The sequence below is a fragment of the Paenibacillus sp. GYB004 genome (assembly GCF_036577605.1).
GTDB lineage: Bacteria > Bacillota > Bacilli > Paenibacillales > NBRC-103111 > Paenibacillus_AB > Paenibacillus_AB oceani.
The window spans coordinates 81,934-99,844 of record NZ_JARBDB010000069.1 but is presented as its reverse complement, the minus strand read 5'-3'; the positions used below and the strand labels follow the sequence as shown (position 1 = coordinate 99,844).

At 53.8% G+C, this 17,911-nt stretch carries 15 protein-coding genes; 10 read left to right on the top strand and 5 right to left on the bottom strand.

Features of this window, described 5'->3' with window-relative positions; translation table 11 throughout:
- Positions 1-15 precede the first annotated feature (15 nt).
- Together PV433_RS31920 and PV433_RS31915 are read left to right on the top strand one after the other, a co-directional pair.
- The gene (locus PV433_RS31920) at positions 16-984 is read left to right on the top strand and encodes an ROK family protein (protein WP_332076010.1); all 969 of its coding nucleotides are present in this window, start codon (positions 16-18) and stop codon (positions 982-984) included.
- Positions 985-1,083: 99 nt separating this feature from the next.
- Complete coding sequence (locus PV433_RS31915) at positions 1,084-2,112, top strand: LacI family DNA-binding transcriptional regulator (RefSeq protein WP_190930884.1); 1,029 nt, start codon at positions 1,084-1,086, stop codon at positions 2,110-2,112.
- Positions 2,113-3,109: 997 nt separating this feature from the next.
- On the opposite strand, the gene PV433_RS31910 is transcribed toward PV433_RS31915, so the two are convergent.
- Positions 3,110-4,093: a LacI family DNA-binding transcriptional regulator gene (locus PV433_RS31910; protein ID WP_332076009.1), complete on the bottom strand. Its 984-nt coding sequence runs from the start codon at positions 4,091-4,093 to the stop codon at positions 3,110-3,112.
- A gap of 482 nt (positions 4,094-4,575) precedes the next feature.
- Between PV433_RS31910 and PV433_RS31905 the strand changes: the two genes are divergently transcribed.
- The 7 genes from PV433_RS31905 (at position 4,576) to PV433_RS31875 (ending at position 11,577) form a co-directional block, all read left to right on the top strand.
- Positions 4,576-5,880, top strand: a complete 1,305-nt coding sequence (locus PV433_RS31905; RefSeq protein WP_332076008.1) for an ABC transporter substrate-binding protein — start codon at positions 4,576-4,578, stop codon at positions 5,878-5,880.
- A gap of 125 nt (positions 5,881-6,005) precedes the next feature.
- Positions 6,006-6,887: a carbohydrate ABC transporter permease gene (locus PV433_RS31900; RefSeq protein WP_332076007.1), complete on the top strand. Its 882-nt coding sequence runs from the start codon at positions 6,006-6,008 to the stop codon at positions 6,885-6,887.
- Entirely contained in the window at positions 6,880-7,710 is an 831-nt protein-coding gene (locus PV433_RS31895; protein WP_190930880.1) for a carbohydrate ABC transporter permease, read from the top strand. The genes PV433_RS31900 and PV433_RS31895 overlap by 8 nt, the downstream gene beginning before the upstream one ends.
- Before the next feature lie 365 nt (positions 7,711-8,075).
- Positions 8,076-9,308: a Gfo/Idh/MocA family protein gene (locus PV433_RS31890; protein ID WP_332076006.1), complete on the top strand. Its 1,233-nt coding sequence runs from the start codon at positions 8,076-8,078 to the stop codon at positions 9,306-9,308.
- A gap of 48 nt (positions 9,309-9,356) precedes the next feature.
- A complete protein-coding gene (locus PV433_RS31885; RefSeq protein ID WP_332076005.1) occupies positions 9,357-10,103 on the top strand; it encodes a 6-phosphogluconolactonase in 747 nt (248 codons plus the stop codon).
- A 262-nt stretch (positions 10,104-10,365) separates the two neighbouring features.
- Positions 10,366-11,031 (top strand): SGNH/GDSL hydrolase family protein, encoded by a 666-nt coding sequence (locus PV433_RS31880; protein WP_332076004.1) that lies wholly within the window; start codon positions 10,366-10,368, stop codon positions 11,029-11,031.
- Between the two features lie 93 nt (positions 11,032-11,124).
- Positions 11,125-11,577 (top strand): hypothetical protein, encoded by a 453-nt coding sequence (locus PV433_RS31875; protein WP_332076003.1) that lies wholly within the window; start codon positions 11,125-11,127, stop codon positions 11,575-11,577.
- A 215-nt stretch (positions 11,578-11,792) separates the two neighbouring features.
- Here PV433_RS31875 and PV433_RS31870 read toward each other — a convergent pair whose 3' ends face one another.
- The 4 genes from PV433_RS31870 to PV433_RS31855 form a co-directional block, all read right to left on the bottom strand.
- Positions 11,793-12,563 (bottom strand): prohibitin family protein, encoded by a 771-nt coding sequence (locus PV433_RS31870; protein ID WP_317891286.1) that lies wholly within the window; start codon positions 12,561-12,563, stop codon positions 11,793-11,795.
- A 212-nt stretch (positions 12,564-12,775) separates the two neighbouring features.
- On the bottom strand, positions 12,776-13,678 hold the full coding sequence (locus PV433_RS31865; protein ID WP_332076029.1) for a phosphotransferase enzyme family protein: 903 nt from the start codon (positions 13,676-13,678) through the stop codon (positions 12,776-12,778).
- Between the two features lie 192 nt (positions 13,679-13,870).
- Positions 13,871-14,482: a hypothetical protein gene (locus PV433_RS31860; RefSeq protein ID WP_332076002.1), complete on the bottom strand. Its 612-nt coding sequence runs from the start codon at positions 14,480-14,482 to the stop codon at positions 13,871-13,873.
- A gap of 351 nt (positions 14,483-14,833) precedes the next feature.
- Positions 14,834-16,144: an ABC transporter substrate-binding protein gene (locus PV433_RS31855; RefSeq protein WP_332076001.1), complete on the bottom strand. Its 1,311-nt coding sequence runs from the start codon at positions 16,142-16,144 to the stop codon at positions 14,834-14,836.
- Between the two features lie 295 nt (positions 16,145-16,439).
- Between PV433_RS31855 and PV433_RS31850 the strand changes: the two genes are divergently transcribed.
- Positions 16,440-17,891 (top strand): extracellular solute-binding protein, encoded by a 1,452-nt coding sequence (locus PV433_RS31850; protein ID WP_332076000.1) that lies wholly within the window; start codon positions 16,440-16,442, stop codon positions 17,889-17,891.
- Positions 17,892-17,911: the final 20 nt, after the last annotated feature.

Here is a 17,911-nt window from a genome sequence, read left to right as displayed (position 1 = left end):
GAGAGGAAGCGAACGATGCGTTTATTGGGCGGAGTGGACATAGGCGGAACGAAATGTGCGGTCAGTATCGGCAGGGAGACGGAGGCGGGGATCGATATTTTAGGGAAAATCGGCTTTCCGACCCCGGCTTCCCCGGGCGAGACGATGGAACGATTGGGGGAGGAGATGGCGGAGCTGATCGACCGGACGGGCGGAGAGGGCCCGGAAGCGATCGGCATCAGCTGCGGAGGTCCGCTGGACAGCCGGGCGGGGCTTATCTTGTCGCCGCCCAATCTGCCGGGATGGGACCGGATCGACTGCGTCACTCCGCTGAGGGAGAGGTTTGACGCGCCCGTAGCGCTGCAGAACGACGCCAACGCCTGCGCGCTGGCTGAATGGAAATGGGGCGCGGGGCGAGGGATGAATCATATGATCTTCCTGACGTTCGGTACGGGGCTGGGTGCCGGGCTTATTCTCAATGGCCGCTTGTATGCGGGGGCGAACGATATGGCGGGCGAAGCGGGACATATCCGGCTTGCCCCGGACGGTCCGGTCGGCTACGGCAAGGCCGGCTCGTTCGAAGGCTTCTGCAGCGGCGGCGGCATTGCCCGGCTGGCGCGGGCGGAAGCGGAATCCGCGATCTCGCGGGGGCAGCCTCCGGCCTTCTGCCCTACGCTTCGCGGCCTTGACGGCATAACAGCCAAATCGGTCGGCGAAGCGGCGGTGCAAGGAGACCCGCTCGCGCTCCGCTTGTTCGAGACCGTCGGACGCAAGCTCGGCCGGGGACTGGCGGTGCTGGTCGATCTGCTTAATCCCGAAGCGATCGTGATCGGCAGCATTTACGCGCGTCAGCGGGCTCTGCTGGAGCCGTACGCGCTGGAGGAGCTGCGCAAGGAGGCGCTGCCTCTATCGCTTGAGGCTTGCCGGATCGTTCCGGCCGCGCTGGGGGAATCGGTCGGCGATTATGCCGGCTTGTCGGTCGCGCTGAACGCCCTGGAATCGTGAGGGGCCGGCTTCACTTGACGGAAGGCGAAATAATCGCTTTAATTGAAGTAACCGATTTCCCCGATTATTCCGATTATCCGTAGAAATTGAGGCGTGAATATGAAAAAGTCGTTAACGATCCACGATATTGCGAAAATGGCGGAAGTTTCTTCTGCAACCGTATCGCGAGTGCTCAGCAACAGCAGCTACCCGGTCAGTCCCGAGCTTCGCTCCAAAATATTGCGTATCGCCAAAGAAGCGAACTACGTCCCGAATATGCTCGGCAAACAGCTCAAGACGAAGACGAGCATGACGATCGGGGTTATTATTCCGACGATTACCAACACCTTTTATTCGTCCGTCATCTTGGGGGTGGAGGAGATCGCCCGCAAAAATAATTATCAGGTGCTGCTCTGCAACTCGTTCCAGGACCCGGTTCTCGAGGACAAGTATATCCAGGCAATGTTCGAGAAGCAGGTCCGCGGCCTCGTCATTTCTTCGATATCGAGCGACAAGAAGCAGCTGAAGCATTTTATCGATATGGGCTTAAATGTCGTCGCCCTCGACCAGAAGGTGGAGATGGAGGAAGTGTGCCAGGTCGACTTCGACTACCGCAAAGGCGGAGTCATGGCTACCCGTCACCTGATCTCCAAAGGGCATAAAAAGATCGCTTACGTGACGGCTCCGCTCGACCGGCCGAGCCGGGTCAGCATCTATGACGGCTACGCGTCCGCGATGAAGGAAGCCGGTCTGGAGCCGGTAGTTGTCGAGGCCGGCAACGAGACGTACAGTGGCACCTACGAATTCGAGAACGGCAAGGCGCTTACGCGCAAATTGCTGGCCGGCGGCGAACGCCCTAGCGCGGTATTCGCCTGTAACGATATGACGGCCTTCGGCGTCGTTAACGAGCTGAACGGCCAAGGCTTCAAAGTTCCGGACGATGTGTCCGTCATGGGGTTCGACGGCATCGATTTCGGGCAAATGATTACGCCGCCGCTCTCCACGGTGCTGCAGCCGACTTACGAGATGGGCCGGCTCGCTTGCAACATGCTGCTGGATATGCTGATCGACGGGAAAAAGCCGGACATCGGCATTATGCTGCAGCCGAAGCTGCTTGAACGCGAATCGGTAGCCGACCTGCGCGGCTGATTCTCGGGCTGGACCGCTGGAGGCGTATGGCGCCTAGCCTGCCAGGCCGGAGGAAGACGCAGGCGGCGAAACCGGCGGCAAGCCGACGAGAGAAAGACCGTTTGTAGCGATATCGCTCCAAACGGTCTTTTGTTGCAGGAAGAGCGCCACCGGACGCCAAGGATCGATATGGCCGTTAGCTTAAATTAACTTAACTTAACTTAAATTAACTTAAATTAACCGGATCATGGCGGTCTTTTTTAAGAGTGTAGAAAAGAGAAGTTTCATTAAGCCGAACACCTGCTGTTCGGCTCGGAGCAACTCCTGCGCATACGCGCGTACGCAGGAATGTGCTTGCGCTTCATTAACCTGCCCCAAGGGCCAAAGCCTGCTCAGATGAAGGAACTTTCTCAATAATAGACCAAATGACGCCGCCAAATTGCTCCTTTTACAGCAGTTACGCAGGAATCCGCATCATCCCCTGCCCCAAGAGTAAACTTCTTCTGTCGGTAAGAGCGGTTTGTACCCCTTATTTTCGAATAAATCGGGTTATACGTGAAAATAAGAGCGGTTACCAGCTGCTAAACTCCTCCATATGGCGATTTTCCGTCAAATTGCTCGAATTAAGAGGTACAAATCGCTCTTATCCGAAATAACCGGACGACTCCGACCCAATAGCAGATGCAAAGCGCTCTTATTCGCACGCACTCAGTAACATGCGGTCACGCCCTTCAACAATATGCCGCACCGTACCCAGTAATATGTCGTCCCGCCTTTCAGCATCAGCAACATGCGTCTCGTACCCGTGATACTAATGCCCACAGTTAAGAAACTGCCCCAAAATTGTTCGCATGTTAAGGAACGTCCCCCTTTCCAGACGAAAGGACCTCAAATTCCACGGTAACGTGGAGGCTGAGGTCCTATTCGAAAGGAAAGGAAAACCGGTTCCAAGCGGGGCTCGAATAATCGCAAAATGATGACTAGTGAGAAAGTCCCGTTTCACACAATTGCCGGAGGGTCACGTGGCGGGACACCTTGCCGTCGTACCTCCGGGGAACAGCTCGAAATCAGTCAAACATTCATAAATCGGATCCGGCGCTTTCCGCTGAATGATCTCGATGAGGCGGATAGCCGGAATTTCTTTTTGATCGCCGCTTAAAATCATTGTTGTTAATTGGGGAATACTAAGTTTAACCAGTTCGGTATATCCGTGACCGATCAGGCTGATCTGCTCCGGTACGGCGATGCCGTGCCGTTTCAGCCCCTGAAGCACGCCGAATTGGATGACGGTGTTCGTACAATACGCTGCCGTGTAGTCGATATCCAGCTCATGGAGCCGGCTGCACAGCTCGTCGCCATCTTCTTCCGCGCCGGATTGGATCAGCGCCTTATCGACTTCGATGCCGGCTTCCTCAAGCGCTTTGCTGTAGCCGGCAAGCTCCCGCTTGTTGATAAGCAGCCGGAGACTTCCGGAGTAAAAGGCGATTCTCCGGTGCCCGAGCTCGATCAGGTGGCGTACCGCCTCATAGCATACTTTGGAGTAATCGGTCGTGACTACGTTAATGTCGGTCCGGTCCGTGCTTCCGTAATAAATGTGAGGGACTTTCGTTTCCTCGAGAATTTCAATAATCGTATCGTCCAGTAAGCCCGACACCAGAATGCCTGCCGTGTCCTGGCTTCTGGCCAGCTCCTTAAGCCGCTGGTGATCGTTCGGGTCCGGCTTGATGCTCATGAACAGCATGGAGTAACCGTAGCGTGCAGCCGCTTCCTCCGTCACCCGCAAATGCTGGAAATAACGGGGGTCGTTAGCGTCGCGGCTATAAAAAACATAACAGATTTTAGGCTTGACATCCGTATCTTTGTAGCCCAGCTCCTTGGCTGCCTTCAGGATAAGCTCCTTCGTCTTCTCGGAGACGGTACTGTTCGGCGCGTTGTTCAAAACGAGCGAAACGGCAGTCCGGGAAACGCCTACATAATCGGCGATGTCTTTTTGGGTAACCATGCAGAATCCTCATTCCGTTTAAAATTCCAGGCTTTGGGTAAATAAATGATGTTATGTTATTTCATATTATCGGTCAACCGGCGTCCATAGTCAATCAAAAGTCGATAAAACCTGCTCCTGCCAACGGGTTTCAGCATGTTCGGTGAAAATGACGGCATAGCGAAAGGAGTTTTCCCGACGATTTTTAAAGAAGCCCCCTTTTAAAGAAATATAACATATGTTATAATCTGCTCATGAGAAATCGATTTCTAGGATTTCCAAAATATTCGATATTCAGCGGTATATAAAGGGTTCCAATTAAAATTGCTTAATAACTATGGCGCTTCCTGCATAAACTATGTTATGTTTTATGCAGGAAGCGCACACACCTCAGTAACAGGAACAGTCCTATAAGGATAGAAGCAATACGGCTGTTCTTGATTATATGGCCGGCATTATTATGCAGGTCATGCAGTATACAACAACATTTGGAGGGGTTTGAAGTGAACAAAAAATCGTTCGTTGTTTTGTCTTCTGTGCTAGCGCTTTCAATTGCCGGTTGCTCGTCCTCAACAGAAAACCCGGATAACGGCGGAGGTACAAGTCCGGCCAAGACGGTTTCGCTCAAAATCGGACTTCCCGGTGCCTACGACGTAACGAAAAAAGAAATTATCGACGGCTTTATCGCCAAAAATCCTAATATTAAAGTAGAAGTTCAGGATGCCCCGTGGGGAGACTTTGTCGCCAAAATCGCTACGCAAATTGCCGGCAACACGACTCCGGACGTATGGCTTCAAGAAAACGCGGTTATTCTGGGCTACGGCAAACGCGGAGTCGCTCAAGATCTTTCGGCGTACATTCAGCGCGACCTGAAAGAGGCCGACTACATTCCGGGATTGTTCGCGGCCAAGACGCCGGAAGGGAAAGTATGGGGCGTTCCGCACGGGATTAACCCGATCGCGCTTGCGTATAACAAGAAAGCGTTTACGGATGCGGGCGTTCAGCTGCCGACCGACAACTGGACCTATAACGATCTGATCGAGGCTTCCAAAAAGCTGACCAAAGCAGGCAGCGACGGCAAACCGGCTTCCTTCGGATTCATCGGATCGTCGAGCATTACGCAAGGCTGGTTCCCGTGGATCAAGCAGGCGGGAGGCCAAGCGCTCGATTCGACGCTTACGAAATCGATGTTTAACGATCCGAAGACGATAACCGGGCTGAAGCAGCTTGCCGACGGCATTAAGGAAGGATACTTTACGAACAACGATTTCCTGAAAGCCAATGGCGGCGAGGTGCAGACGTTTGCCACCGGCAAAGCGGCCATGTACTTCCTGCAGTACAGCAACCAGGTGACGATGAACAAAAGCTTCCCGGACGCCGATTGGGACGTAGTCAAAATCCCAAAAGGGGTAGACGGCAAACGTTACGTGCCGATGGTAACGAACTCGTGGCTGATCTCCTCCAAGGCGAAGCAGGAAGTGAAGGATGCAGCGTGGGAGTTCCTCAAGTACTACCTGGGCGAGGAAGCGCAGACGATTCTCGCCAACAGCGGCGCATCACTTCCGGTTAAGAAAACGGCCCTGCAGGCAGTGGAGAAAATCACCGGCAAACCAGCGAACAAAAAAGCGTTCACTGACGGCATCGCCGAAGGCGGCGTAACGCTTGACGAGAACGCCAGCTGGAACGAATGGCGCGGAGCGGCTCAGCCGATCATCAACGACATCGTCCTGAACTTCAACATCAGCGCCGAGGAAGGCGCCAAGCAAATTCACGAAAAAGTGCAAACCGTACTGGACAACAACAAGTAACTCGCGGTTATTCCGGGTACCGGGCGGCCGGAGGAAAAAGCGGGGCGGTGAATCGCCGGTCCGCTTTCCCGGGTCGTTTCGGCAAATACCCCAAGAGCCGCATTTGGTAGAAAGGTGGTGTTCGGATGCACAAGCAAGGTCACTGGGGATATTTGTTCACGCTTCCCTTTACGATTAATATTCTCGTATTCGTAGCGTTTCCGGTCGTATTCTCGGCTTACGTCTCGTTCGTCAAATGGGACTTGTTCAACCCGCCGGAATGGGTCGGGCTGCTAAACTGGCAGCAGCTGTTCGAGCAAAAGGTGTTCTGGATCTCGGTCCGCAACGTGTTTTATTTCGCGCTCGTCTTCGTTCCGCTGCAAACGATCGCCGCACTTATTATCGCCCACTTGCTCAACCAGGCGATTCGCGGTCAGACGCTGCTGAGGCTGTTTTATTTCCTGCCGGTCGTAACGCCTTGGATCGCAGGCGGGGTGTTGTGGGCGTGGCTGTTCAATACGAAGTACGGCCTGATAAACTGGCTGCTGGAGACGATCAATCTACCTGCGGTCAAGTGGCTGGACAGCAAGCACTGGTGGGTCGTCATCGGCAGCGTCGCGCTTGTCAACGTCTGGAAAGGGGTAGGCTCATCGATGATTTTGCTGCTGGCCGGCATGCAGAACATATCGAAGGAGATGAAGGAGGCGTCGCAAATCGACGGAGCTTCGAACTGGATGTACTTCTCGCGGATCGTTTTCCCGCTCGTTTCTCCGATGATTTATATGGTCATGATTTTGTCTACGATCGCCGCGTTTCAGGCGTTCGACGTATTCCTCAGCATGTTCGGCTCGCAGATGAGCAACGTGCCGGAGCGGAATATGGTGACCAATATGCTCATCTACCGGGATGCGTTCCAGCTGTTCAAAATGGGACCGGCTTCGGCAGCCGCCTGGGCGCTCTTCGTAATCATATTGGGCATCACGCTTTTCCAAAGATATTTTGAGAAAAGGTGGGTGCACTATGATTAATTTCAGCTCAATCGGCAGAATGTTCACTTATATCGTACTCGTAGTCGGCGCCCTGACGATGCTGTTTCCGTTTATCTGGATGTTGTCCACCTCGCTGAAGACGACAGGCGCGGTAGGCCAGCTGCCGCCTCAGCTGATTCCGAATCCGATCAGCTGGGAAAATTACAAAATCGTCTGGGAGAAAGTAAACTTCGGCCGGTACACATTCAACAGCATGCTGCTTGTTACGATCGAGATGATCGGTTCGCTGCTGTCGTGCGCGCTGATCGCATTCGGCCTCGCGATGTTCGATTTCAAGCTGCGCAAACCGCTTTATATCGCCATGCTGGCGACCTTGATGATCCCGTTCCAGGTCACGCTCATTCCGAGCTACTTTATCTGGAAGACGTTCGGCATGCTAGACTCGTATTATCCGCTTATCATCCCGAGTTTTCTCGGAGGAGCGTTCGGCATCTTTTTGCTTCATCAGTTTATTAAAGGACTTCCGAAGGAACTGTACGAAGCGGCGGTCGTCGACGGCTACAACCCGTTAGGCATTTTCTGGCGGATCTACATTCCGCTGTGCAAACCGGCGCTTGCCGCACTGGGCGTGTTTACGTTTATGGGCGCCTGGAACAATACGCTCGGCCCGCTCATTTATTTGCAGGATAAGAAGCTGTATACGCTGCCGGTCGGACTGCTTTATCTCAAAAACGATACCGAGGTCAGCACGGCTCTGCTGATGGCCGGCGCTGTTATCGTTACGATCCCGGTAGTTATCGTTTATTTGATCGCCCAGAAGCAGTTCGTTCAAGGGATCGCTTCCACGGGGCTTAAAGGTTAGTTTGGTGCCAAGCAACCTAGACGCAAGCGGGATTGAATCGCCGCTGTCCTCAGGCAAGCGGATTCCCCTTATTCGGACAGGGCGGTTCAATCCTCGGACATCGCAGCGCCAGTATTAAATTGGAGGCGGGATCCGTAATTTTCCCCGTTGGCAAATCGCAAAAGGTATGGTAAACTGAGGCAGTAATCGATTTCTATAAAGTTGTTTTTTTTCTTTGCCTTTCATTGATTTTACAGGTGGGTATGTAAATCGATATCTGTTCAGCATACAGGGGAGAGCCAGCGGTGACAGACAATCGATATCGGTCGGAACCGGCACAGGAATCGAGTGCTATAGGCCGAATTTCCACAAGGGAGAGAACACTTATGAAAAAGTACGCCATCGTCGGCGCCGGGGGAAGGGCGCTCGGTATGTTTGCCAAGCCGCTTGCGACTGAACTGAAGGGTGCGGCGGAGCTCGTCGGGGTATGCGACATCAATCCGATCCGGGCGAACATTTTAAGCGAGCAATCGGGTAACATTCCGGTATTCAGCGATTTCGATACGATGATTCGGGAAGTGAAGCCCGATGCCGTTATCGTGACGACGCCGGACAATCTGCACGATCATTACATTATCCGGGCTCTGGAGGCCGGGTGCGATGCGATCTCCGAGAAACCGATGACGACGGATGCGGAGAAGACGAGAGCGATCTTCGAGGCGGAGAAGCGGACGGGCCGCAAGGTCATCGTTACGTTCAACTGCCGGTTCATGCCCTACGTCGTTCGGATCAAGGAGCTCATCAAGGAAGGAACGATAGGCGACATTCTTCACGTCTCGCTGAACTGGTCGCTCGATACGAGCCACGGCGCTGATTATTTCCGGCGTTGGCACCGCCAGATGAAGAACAGCGGCGGTCTGCTTATTCACAAATCGACTCATCATTTCGATATGGTCAACTGGTGGCTGGACGACGAGCCCGAGACGGTGTATGCGAACGGCTCCCGGTTGTTCTACGGAGCAACCCGTGAGCAGCGCGGCCGCACGTGCTCGACCTGCGACCATACGAAAAGCTGCGATTTTTATTACGACGTCACGGCCAACTCTTTCACGAACTCGTTCTATAAAGAAGCGGAGAAGCATGACGGATATTTCCGCGATCAATGCGTATTCGGAGAAGATATCGACATCTATGACACGATGTCGCTGAACGTCAAATACAAGAAAAACACGCTGCTTACGTATTCGCTTAACGCCTACAGCCCGTATGAAGGCTGGAAAGCGACCTTCGTCGGAACGAAAGGGCGGATCGAAGCGGAAGACAGCCACAGCGGTCCGGGACACGACGAGCCGAACAATACGATCCGGATCTACAATCGCCGCAACGAACTGATGACGCTTCAAAGCCGTAAGGCGGGAGGCGCCCACGGCGGAGGCGACGCGCGGCTTCGCCGGATGATTTTTGTCGGAGACGTGGCGGACCCGCTCGGTCAAATGGCAGGATCGAGAGCCGGAGCGATGTCGCTTCTGATCGGAGCGGCGGCCAACTTGTCGATCGCGAGCGGAGAGCGGATCGTCATCGAAGATTTACTGAAAGAGTCAGAGACCGTGCGGGGCTGAACCTTTAGTCCGGTACGACAACTATAGAATCATGAGGAGGATGACACAATGAACATTCATATTTCGGATACCCCGGAACAGCTGGGCGCGGCTGCGGCTGTGCAGGCTGCGGACGCCATACGGCGCGCGATCACGGCGAACGGGAAGGCGCGCATCGTTTTGTCCACCGGAGCGTCCCAGTTCGGATTTTTCCAAGCGTTTATTAAAGAACAGCTCGAGTGGGACAAAATCGAAATGTTCCACCTGGACGAATATGTAGCATTGCCGGAGAGCCACATCGCCAGCTTCCGCAAATATTTGAAGGAGCGGTTCGCCGATCTGATCCCGCTCGGCCGCGCTTATTACGTGAACGGCGAAGGCGACGTAGCGGCGAATATCGCGGCGCTTACCGAAGAGATCCGCAAACAGCCGATCGACGTAGCGCTGATCGGGATCGGCGAGAACAGCCATATCGCCTTCAACGATCCTCCGGCCGATTTCGATACGAAGGAAGCGTACATGGTCGTCGACCTTGATGAAGCGTGCAAGCGGCAGCAGGTCGGAGAAGGCTGGTTCGCGACGGTGGATGACGTGCCGAAGCAGGCGATCACGATGACCGTGTATCAGATCATGCAGGCTAAAACGATTATTTCCTGTGTTCCGCACAAGGTGAAAGCCAATGCGATCAAGATGACGATGGACAACAACGTGACGAATACCGTCCCTTCCACGATGCTGAAGACACATGCCGACTGGACGTTGTATCTCGACAGCGAGTCGGCCTCGATGATTGATGCGGCGGCACTGAAAGCGTAAATAAAGCTCTACTTTTTACTTCTTAACTTATGGTATGACGAGCGGCGCCTTCGGGCGCCGTTTTCCGTGTGCGCCGAGCGGTCCGGACGCGGGCTGGCCTTGAGCGGTCCCGTTATGGATGGGAGAGCCGGCGGAAAATGGCCGGCGCAGCAACATTTAATGTTGACGCAAGCCGGCTTAAGAGCGTATGATGCGGGTGCAGAGCAACGTACAACCAACACGTGCACATACACCGAATATCGTCAGAGGGTGGGAATTAAAAATGAAACTTGCCGCATTTGGGGACAGCATAACTGCAGGACAATATGTAGCGGAGCAGGAGACGTACTTATATAAGCTGCAAGTCCGCTTCGGGTGCGAGACGATCAATGCGGGCGTACCCGGTAATACGACGGCGCAAGGGCTGGCCCGGTTCGAGCGGGACGTCTTGGCGCACCAGCATGACGTATGCATCGTGGCGTTCGGCATGAACGACCATGTTCACACGGCGCCGGGCACGGCGAAAGTTCCGCCCGAAGCGTATCGGGACAATCTGATTACGATCATCGAGCGGTTAAGATCGCATCGTGTGATCCCTGTTTTATGTACGATGAACCCGATTATCGAAGGAGACGCGGGGCGTTATTATTACCGGCGTCACCCGCAGGAATGGTACCGGAACCCGGAAGGGGCGCAGGCCTGGATCGATTCGTACAATCGGATTGTCCGCGAAGTCGCCGCTTCGCTGGAGGTGCCGCTCGCCGATGTCGCCGGACGCTGGGAACGTTATCTGGCGCAGGGCGGTTCATTGGGTGATCTGCTCCGCACGGAAGAGAACAGCGGGACGGACGACGGCGTTCATCCGACGCCGGCCGGGCTGGATCTGTTCGCCGAATGCATCGGCGAAGTGCTGGAGCCCTTGCATCTACGCTTAGGCGGCGACGCCTGATTATAGGAATCGCGGCCGGAAGCCCTTATCCCGCAGAAAATCGAACCCGCCTTGGACGGATACGGCCTGCGAATAACCGGAGGAGGGAATCGGATGGCGACGATCGTCGTTCATAAAAGAAGCGGCATCAGATATGTTCTGATCGGAACCGGATACGGAGCCTACAAATCACAGCTGCCCAGCGTATTTGGAGGAAGCGTGTTTCCCCGTGAGGAAACGGGCGAGATTCCGCTTGCCGCCGTAAGCGACAAGGCAGGGAACATCGAGTGGATTTTAACCGACGAACTGGTTGTTGCGGAAGTGGATGGACAGCCGCCTCATGTCTGGCTGGAGCAAGAGGCTGAACCGGTCACGGAACGGGAATCGGACGAAGGAGGCTTGCCCTCTCCTCCAAGCCGCGGTCAGACAGCGGGCGGGGAAGACCAGGCGCAGTCGTATGAGCTGTGTCCCGGCTGCGAACACCGGGTCGTATCGGATGCGAGGGAGTGCCCGTCGTGCGGGCTCGTCCTGATCGTTAGCGTGGATGAGAGTGAAGGCTCAACATAATAAGAGTCTCTGGTGAAGCTGTCGATTCATTGTGGACAACCTATTTGAGCAGAAGAAGGTAACTTTTCACTTGGAACGGCCTGCTAACACTTCTACACATTGAATCGACAGCCTCCCAAACCGCTCTTATTCGGTTCGGTTCTTCTCCAGCTAGATCGATCAAATGAAAAGACCGGACAGGGACAACGAAAGTCCCTTTCCGGTCTTTTACTGCGTTACTGCACGTTGATGAACGGTGTCGCGCCTCCGGTTACGTTCGGCAGCTTGCCGTCCCACTTTTCGATTGCTTTCAACTGGGCTTCGATCTGCCGCAATTCGATCAGCTCCTGAGTGACTTCCTGCTTCTGCAGACGCAGCGCTTCCGCTTGCGCCTGAGCGCGGGTAATCTCCTGCTCCTTCTCGATCTTGATCCGGTCGAGGTCCAACTTCGACTTGAGCGCCTGCTGCTCGGCGATCTGTTTCTGCTCGATCGCGCGGTTGAACTCTTCGGAGAACTTGAATTCGGTAATATTGATATCGTCGAGAACGACATTGTACAAGCTCAGCTTGGTCGCCAAAACTTCCTTCACCTTGGCGCTGACTTCCGAGCGTTTGGAGATCAGCTCTTCGGCTGTATATTGGGCGGTGACCGCCTTGAGCGATTCTCCGATCGCCGGGTCGACGATCCGGGCTCTGTACTCCATCCCTACATTTTGATACAAGTTATTAATTGTCGCCCCGTCCAGATGATAGTTCACGGCAAGCGTAGTCGTAACGGTCTGCAAGTCGCGGCTGGCCGATACTTGACTGGACTCGGCTTTCTGAACGCGAACCTCGATCGGCAGGACGGTCTGGATGAACGGAATTTTAAAATGCAACCCCTCTTCCAGCACTTTCGGCTGGACGGCACCCAACTGCAGCACGACGCCGCGATGTCCCGCTTGAACGATCGTGAAGGACTGGATGGCGAGAACGGCTACAAGGACTACAATAACAAGTCCGATAATCCCTTTCGATACGGTACTTGGATTCGGCGGACGGACAGCTCTCGGTTCTGACAATGTTTGGACCCCTTTCTGTATAAGAAGAATGGCATACCCTTTTCATACGAAAAAAAACGTTTTTGGTTTCAAGAAATATCGGTTTTTTAATAAAACTAAAAAGCACCGGCGGCTGTTGCCCGATGCTTGATTGCTGCAGCGATTGCAGCGTACGTTAGCTAGAGATTGTGAGCTTCCATCCAAGCCCGGAGAAATTTCAGCTTCCGGTCGAAATAGGAGTCGTCCTGCCAAGCACCCCATACCGCACTGTTCCCCGTATGAAGTCCCAGAAGCCAGATATGCCGGATCGCAACAAAAGCAGGGATCGCTTCGAGATCTTGCCGGTTCAAGGTCCGGCTGCTCAAGTAGGCGTTCAGAAAAGTGTTCCACTGCTTGTTGTTAAAGCTGTCGAGCTCGGCGGACTGAACCCTATCCCACCAAAAAACCGCCAGATCGTAGGAGCGCCAGCCCATACCGCAGCAGTCGAAATCAAAGTGCGTCAGTTCACCGTCCCCGGTTAAATGAACGTTGGAGCCGTGCAGGTCCCCGTGGCAAACTCCCCAGTCCAGCCCCTCGTCCTGCAGGCTGGCAACCCGCCGTTTGAGCTTGTCGGCCGCATCCAGAACAAACCGGCGGTCTTCCGGTCGGTGTGAAAGAAACGGCAGGAGCTGCTGAAGCGGTTCGTCGAGCAAATGGTGCAAATCCAGCTCGAATCTGCCGCTGCGTGGAGCAAAAAAACCGGCCGCCCGGTGCAGTTCCGCTATGGCGGCTCCGTACGCCACGCTCGCTTCTACATCCCGCTTTTCCTTGCCGGCGGCTTCGGTAAACAACGCCATGTAGCGTTTGCCTTCGGGCGCATCCAACCCGGTCAGCCATTCCCCGTCCCGTCTCGGCAGCGGTATGGAAACGGGAATGCCGAACCGGTGAAGATGGAGCAGCAATTCGAGCTCATAACGAATGTCGGATTCGGAGCGCCAGTTGATTTTGTAGATTCGCACATAGTAGGTGCCGGTATTTGTCGTGATCGAGTATGTATCGTTTAGTCCGTTGCTGACAAACCGGCCGAAATGTACTCGATAGATTGGATATAGTTAAGATTTCCCAGCATACCCTCCCATTGCATATCGGGATACTCATCGAACGTGTGCTGTAAAAAAGAGAATGCCTGCGGGTACGCAGGCATTGGGCATGGTTGCCGAAAACCGGCAACCGGCATCCCGGCATAAGGCCGGGGACGAGGGATGGCTCGACTCGGAGGCGAAGGGACAGTCCTCTCAGCAGGCGGACGCTTCGATCGAATGGAGATCGACGGAAAATCTCATCCATCTGCCGCCCATCCAGCGCCAGCCGGAAATCGAGGTACGGCCGACGAACGTAATAAACATCCAGTATTCGGCTCCGTTCCTTTGCCAGATGTAAGTGAACTTAAATCGGCAATGCGCAATAGCGCCGGGGTCTAAGGCAAAGGTTCCGGCCGACAGCGGTTTTTGCGGAATTTGTGCAGGGGGAGCCGAAGTTGGGGCCGGATCGTTCTCGCCTAATGGGGAACCTTCGCCGCCACCCGGCCACCCTCCGCTGCTTCCGCCGCTGCCGCCGGGCCACCCGCCACCGCCGCCAGGCCACATGCCACCGCCACCGGGCCATCCGCCGCCACCGCCAGGCCACGTGCCACCGCCACCGGGCCATCCGCCGCCACTGCCAGGCCACGCGCCACCGCCGCCAGGCCACCCGCCGCCACTGCCGGGCCACGCGCTACCGCCGCCACCCGGCCACATGCCGCCGCCTTGCGTACCTCCGGGTCCCCATGGACCTGAAGGAGGAAATCCGAGAGAACGCTCATCATCGTCAGGAACTTGCACGTATTGTGCCGGTATATACACCCACATGATTGTACCGACTTCCTTTCACACTGGATAAATGCACATTTCCAATGTATGTAAGCGGAAGCCTATTGACACTTTCGCAGCCCGTCTGGACAAGCCCAATTCGGCGGAGTCATTCCCGAGCCGAGCACTTACTCGATTTTATTCATGATTTCTCCTGTTCCGTGTCTATGGCCAGTTGGTCCTTCTATTTACTCCGATTACATGGGAAACGGTTTGTTTAGCAGGATTGGTAAACCAAAAAAGCGTCCAGGCGCGGTTATCGGACGCTTTTGTTAGCCGATTCATGAACGTACATATACTACGAAATGGGGGACATTCAAACGAAAATATCGCATCTGATTTGGCGGCAAGCTACTTTTTCTGTTGTTCCATGATCAGCTTGTTGGCCTCTTCATCCGCCGCTCTCAATGCCGTATTGGCATCCGGGTATTGTCCTTCGGACAAACGATCCAACGCGTTCGATAATTGACTTCGGGCGATGCCGTCATACTTTGTTACGGTTATCGGTTTACCGACCGTGTCCTTAAAGAAGGATGCCACGTTTTTCCCTTTCAAGATCGGAAGCTCGGCGCCGAATTCTTTTACGACTTGCTCGCTTGTTACGACAGGTACTCTGCCTTTTTTAGCGTTTGAAGCTTGGATCTCATCCGATAGCAGATAAGCAATGACGCGGAACGCCTCGTCTTTGTTGGAGCTTGATGGAGGGATAGCGTAGAAGGGAGCATTCATTTGCGAACCTACGGCGCTTCCATCTTTGAATCGGGGCAGTGTTGCCAGATCGAACTCCAGTCCTTTCTCAACTGCAGCCGGAAGCTGGTCGAGCAGGCTCGGCCCTGTGTACATTGCTAACTCCTGTCTTCGAATAAAGACACCATCACCCGGGCCAATAATTTGGTTCCCATCGATTTTGTAAAAACGGGTCATCTGCTCGAGCCAGTTTTTCCATTCGTTCGTATGAAAAGCGGCTTTATTCGTCTTCGGATCGGTGAACGGGAGAGCCAGCTGGTTTTTATATACGAGATTCAGGTGGCTAAACTGAAATCCTTTATATTGAACTCCGTTGTCCATTCGCGTCACTTTTTTTGCGAGTTCGTAAGTCTCATCCCAGGTCATGCCATCCGTCGGATATGAAACTCCGAATTTGTCGAATATGTTTTTGTTGTACCACAGCACATTGTTGTTTAGTTCATAAGGCATAATCATCAATCTATTGCCCCCGTAGTAGGAGCGAATCGTCTCGAGTACGGACGGAGACAGCCGGTTCCAGTCGAATTGATGTTTTTTGGCCAGCTCCGTCAGATCGGTAGCCAGCTCCAGGTCGATCACAGTAAATAATCCTCCGGCGGAAAAAGCAACGATATCCAAAGTCGTACCTGCGCCGAGTACGTCGTTAATCGTGCTGCCGGTACCGTGTAAAATCATATTTAACGATAAATGCGGAAACTTAGTTTCTATTTTACGCTCCAGCTCTTCCACGAGCTGTTTGGAGTAACCGTTGTAGAAGAAATTCAAGGAAGCCGGCTTAGGGGATTCCTGCTTAGTTTCGTCAAGTGATTTCCCCTCATCCCTGCTCGACGATGAGTTTTCGTTTCCGCATGCGCCCAGAAAAATGGAGCTCGCGAGAAGAAAAAAACACGAATTCCGGTAAAACGGTTTCAACATCGTTATCCCCGCCTTTTTAAGCTTTTTCTGTTCCTGATTCCAGTATAGGGAACGGCAGGAAGCGTTAACAGGATAATGAGATGACATTTATCGTGTACTTTGATGACTATCTTCTTTTGTGCTCGAAGAGGCAAAAATAGAGTTGTCATTTCAGAATCCGAACGTGTAAGATACAGGATGAATCTGGATGAATACAGGGGGAGGAGCGATGTTGAAGCCGGACGCCTTAAGAAGGCCGAACTTACACGTTTGGCTTGGTCTCTTTGTATGCGTTGCTATGGCGGGTTGCTCGTACATGCGGGTTGAACGACTGGAACGATCGGTTGCGGGCGAGGCGGTGGCCCAAATTGAAATCGTTATCAACGGGCAATCCAGCAACTTTCCGCCGGGTATGGATGAAACCAGCAATCCGTATCTCGACTACATCCGTGGCGAAGTCGGATTGGATATCCGGGTCATTGCCCCGCCGCCGAACAGTTATGACGATGCGTTGAACCTGATCATGTCGTCTGGAAAAGGGCCGGATATGATCAACTCGGCCAGCTCAGCGTTTTTCTCCGATCATGTCAAGCGGGGACTGCTCAAACCATTGAATGATGCAATCGACCGGAATGGACAAGATTTGAAGCGTCTGATTCCACAAGAAGCGTGGGACCAAGTAACATATGACGGTCGGATCTATGCGATCCCAAGCTTGAATGAAGTACGCGGGACGGAAATTCTGTATATCCGCAAAGACTGGTTGGACAACGTCGGGCTGAAGCTGCCGACAACTTTGGTCCAGCTTGAAAAAGTGATGCGTGCCTTTAAACACGGCGACCCGGATAAGAACGGGCAGGACGATACGATTGGCTGGGTAATTGCGGAGCAGCTCGGAAGAACCGCACCGATCTTCGGGGCGTTCGGCACTCAGCAGCAGTCATGGCTGGAGCAAGAGGGGAAGCTGGTGTATTCCGGGATTTTGCCGCAAACCAAAGAAACGCTGGCCGTAATGAACAAGTGGTATAAAGAAGGGCTTATCGATCCGGACTTTTTGTTGAATAAACCGGATAACTTGCGGGACAAAGTAGCCAGCGGCAAGGCCGGGCTGTTTTCCGCTGCATGGTTCGACACCCGCGGTCCGATCGAAGAAAGCATAAAAAACGATCCGAATGCGCAATGGGTTCCGCTCGATTACCCGACGGGTCCGAGAGGAGAAAGCGGAACGTACAGCCTGCCTGTCGTCCGTTCTTATAATGTGGTGCCAGCAGACAGCGATCACGCCAGCGAAGTCGTACGGCTGCTGAATTTTATCGTTGGTGAAGGAAGCGAAGTGTTGAAGCTTGGGTTCAAGAATGAGGTATGGACCGAGCGGGACGACAGGCTAGCGATCGACTTCGAGAAACATAATCTTCACCTCTATCGGGGCATATACAGCTCCCTTTGCGATGCCGCGCACCCGGAGGCTACACGCAAAAGGCTGGACTTGCTGGGGGAGCGATTCCGCTTGTGGGACAATGTGCGGCGGATTCACGAGAATTTGATAGAGTCGGCATACGGCGGTCCGCCGACTCCTTCCATGGGTCGTCACAATATCAGTCTGCTGAAGCTGCAACACGAAACGTATATGAAGCTCGTCACCGGTCTTCTGCCGATCGATGCTTTCGATGAATTCGTATATGAATGGAAGCGGCGAGGCGGAGACTCCATCACGGAAGAAGTAAACGTATGGTATCAGCGACCATTTCATCCTGCTGTAACTCCCTAAGACACAGAAATCACTTGAAA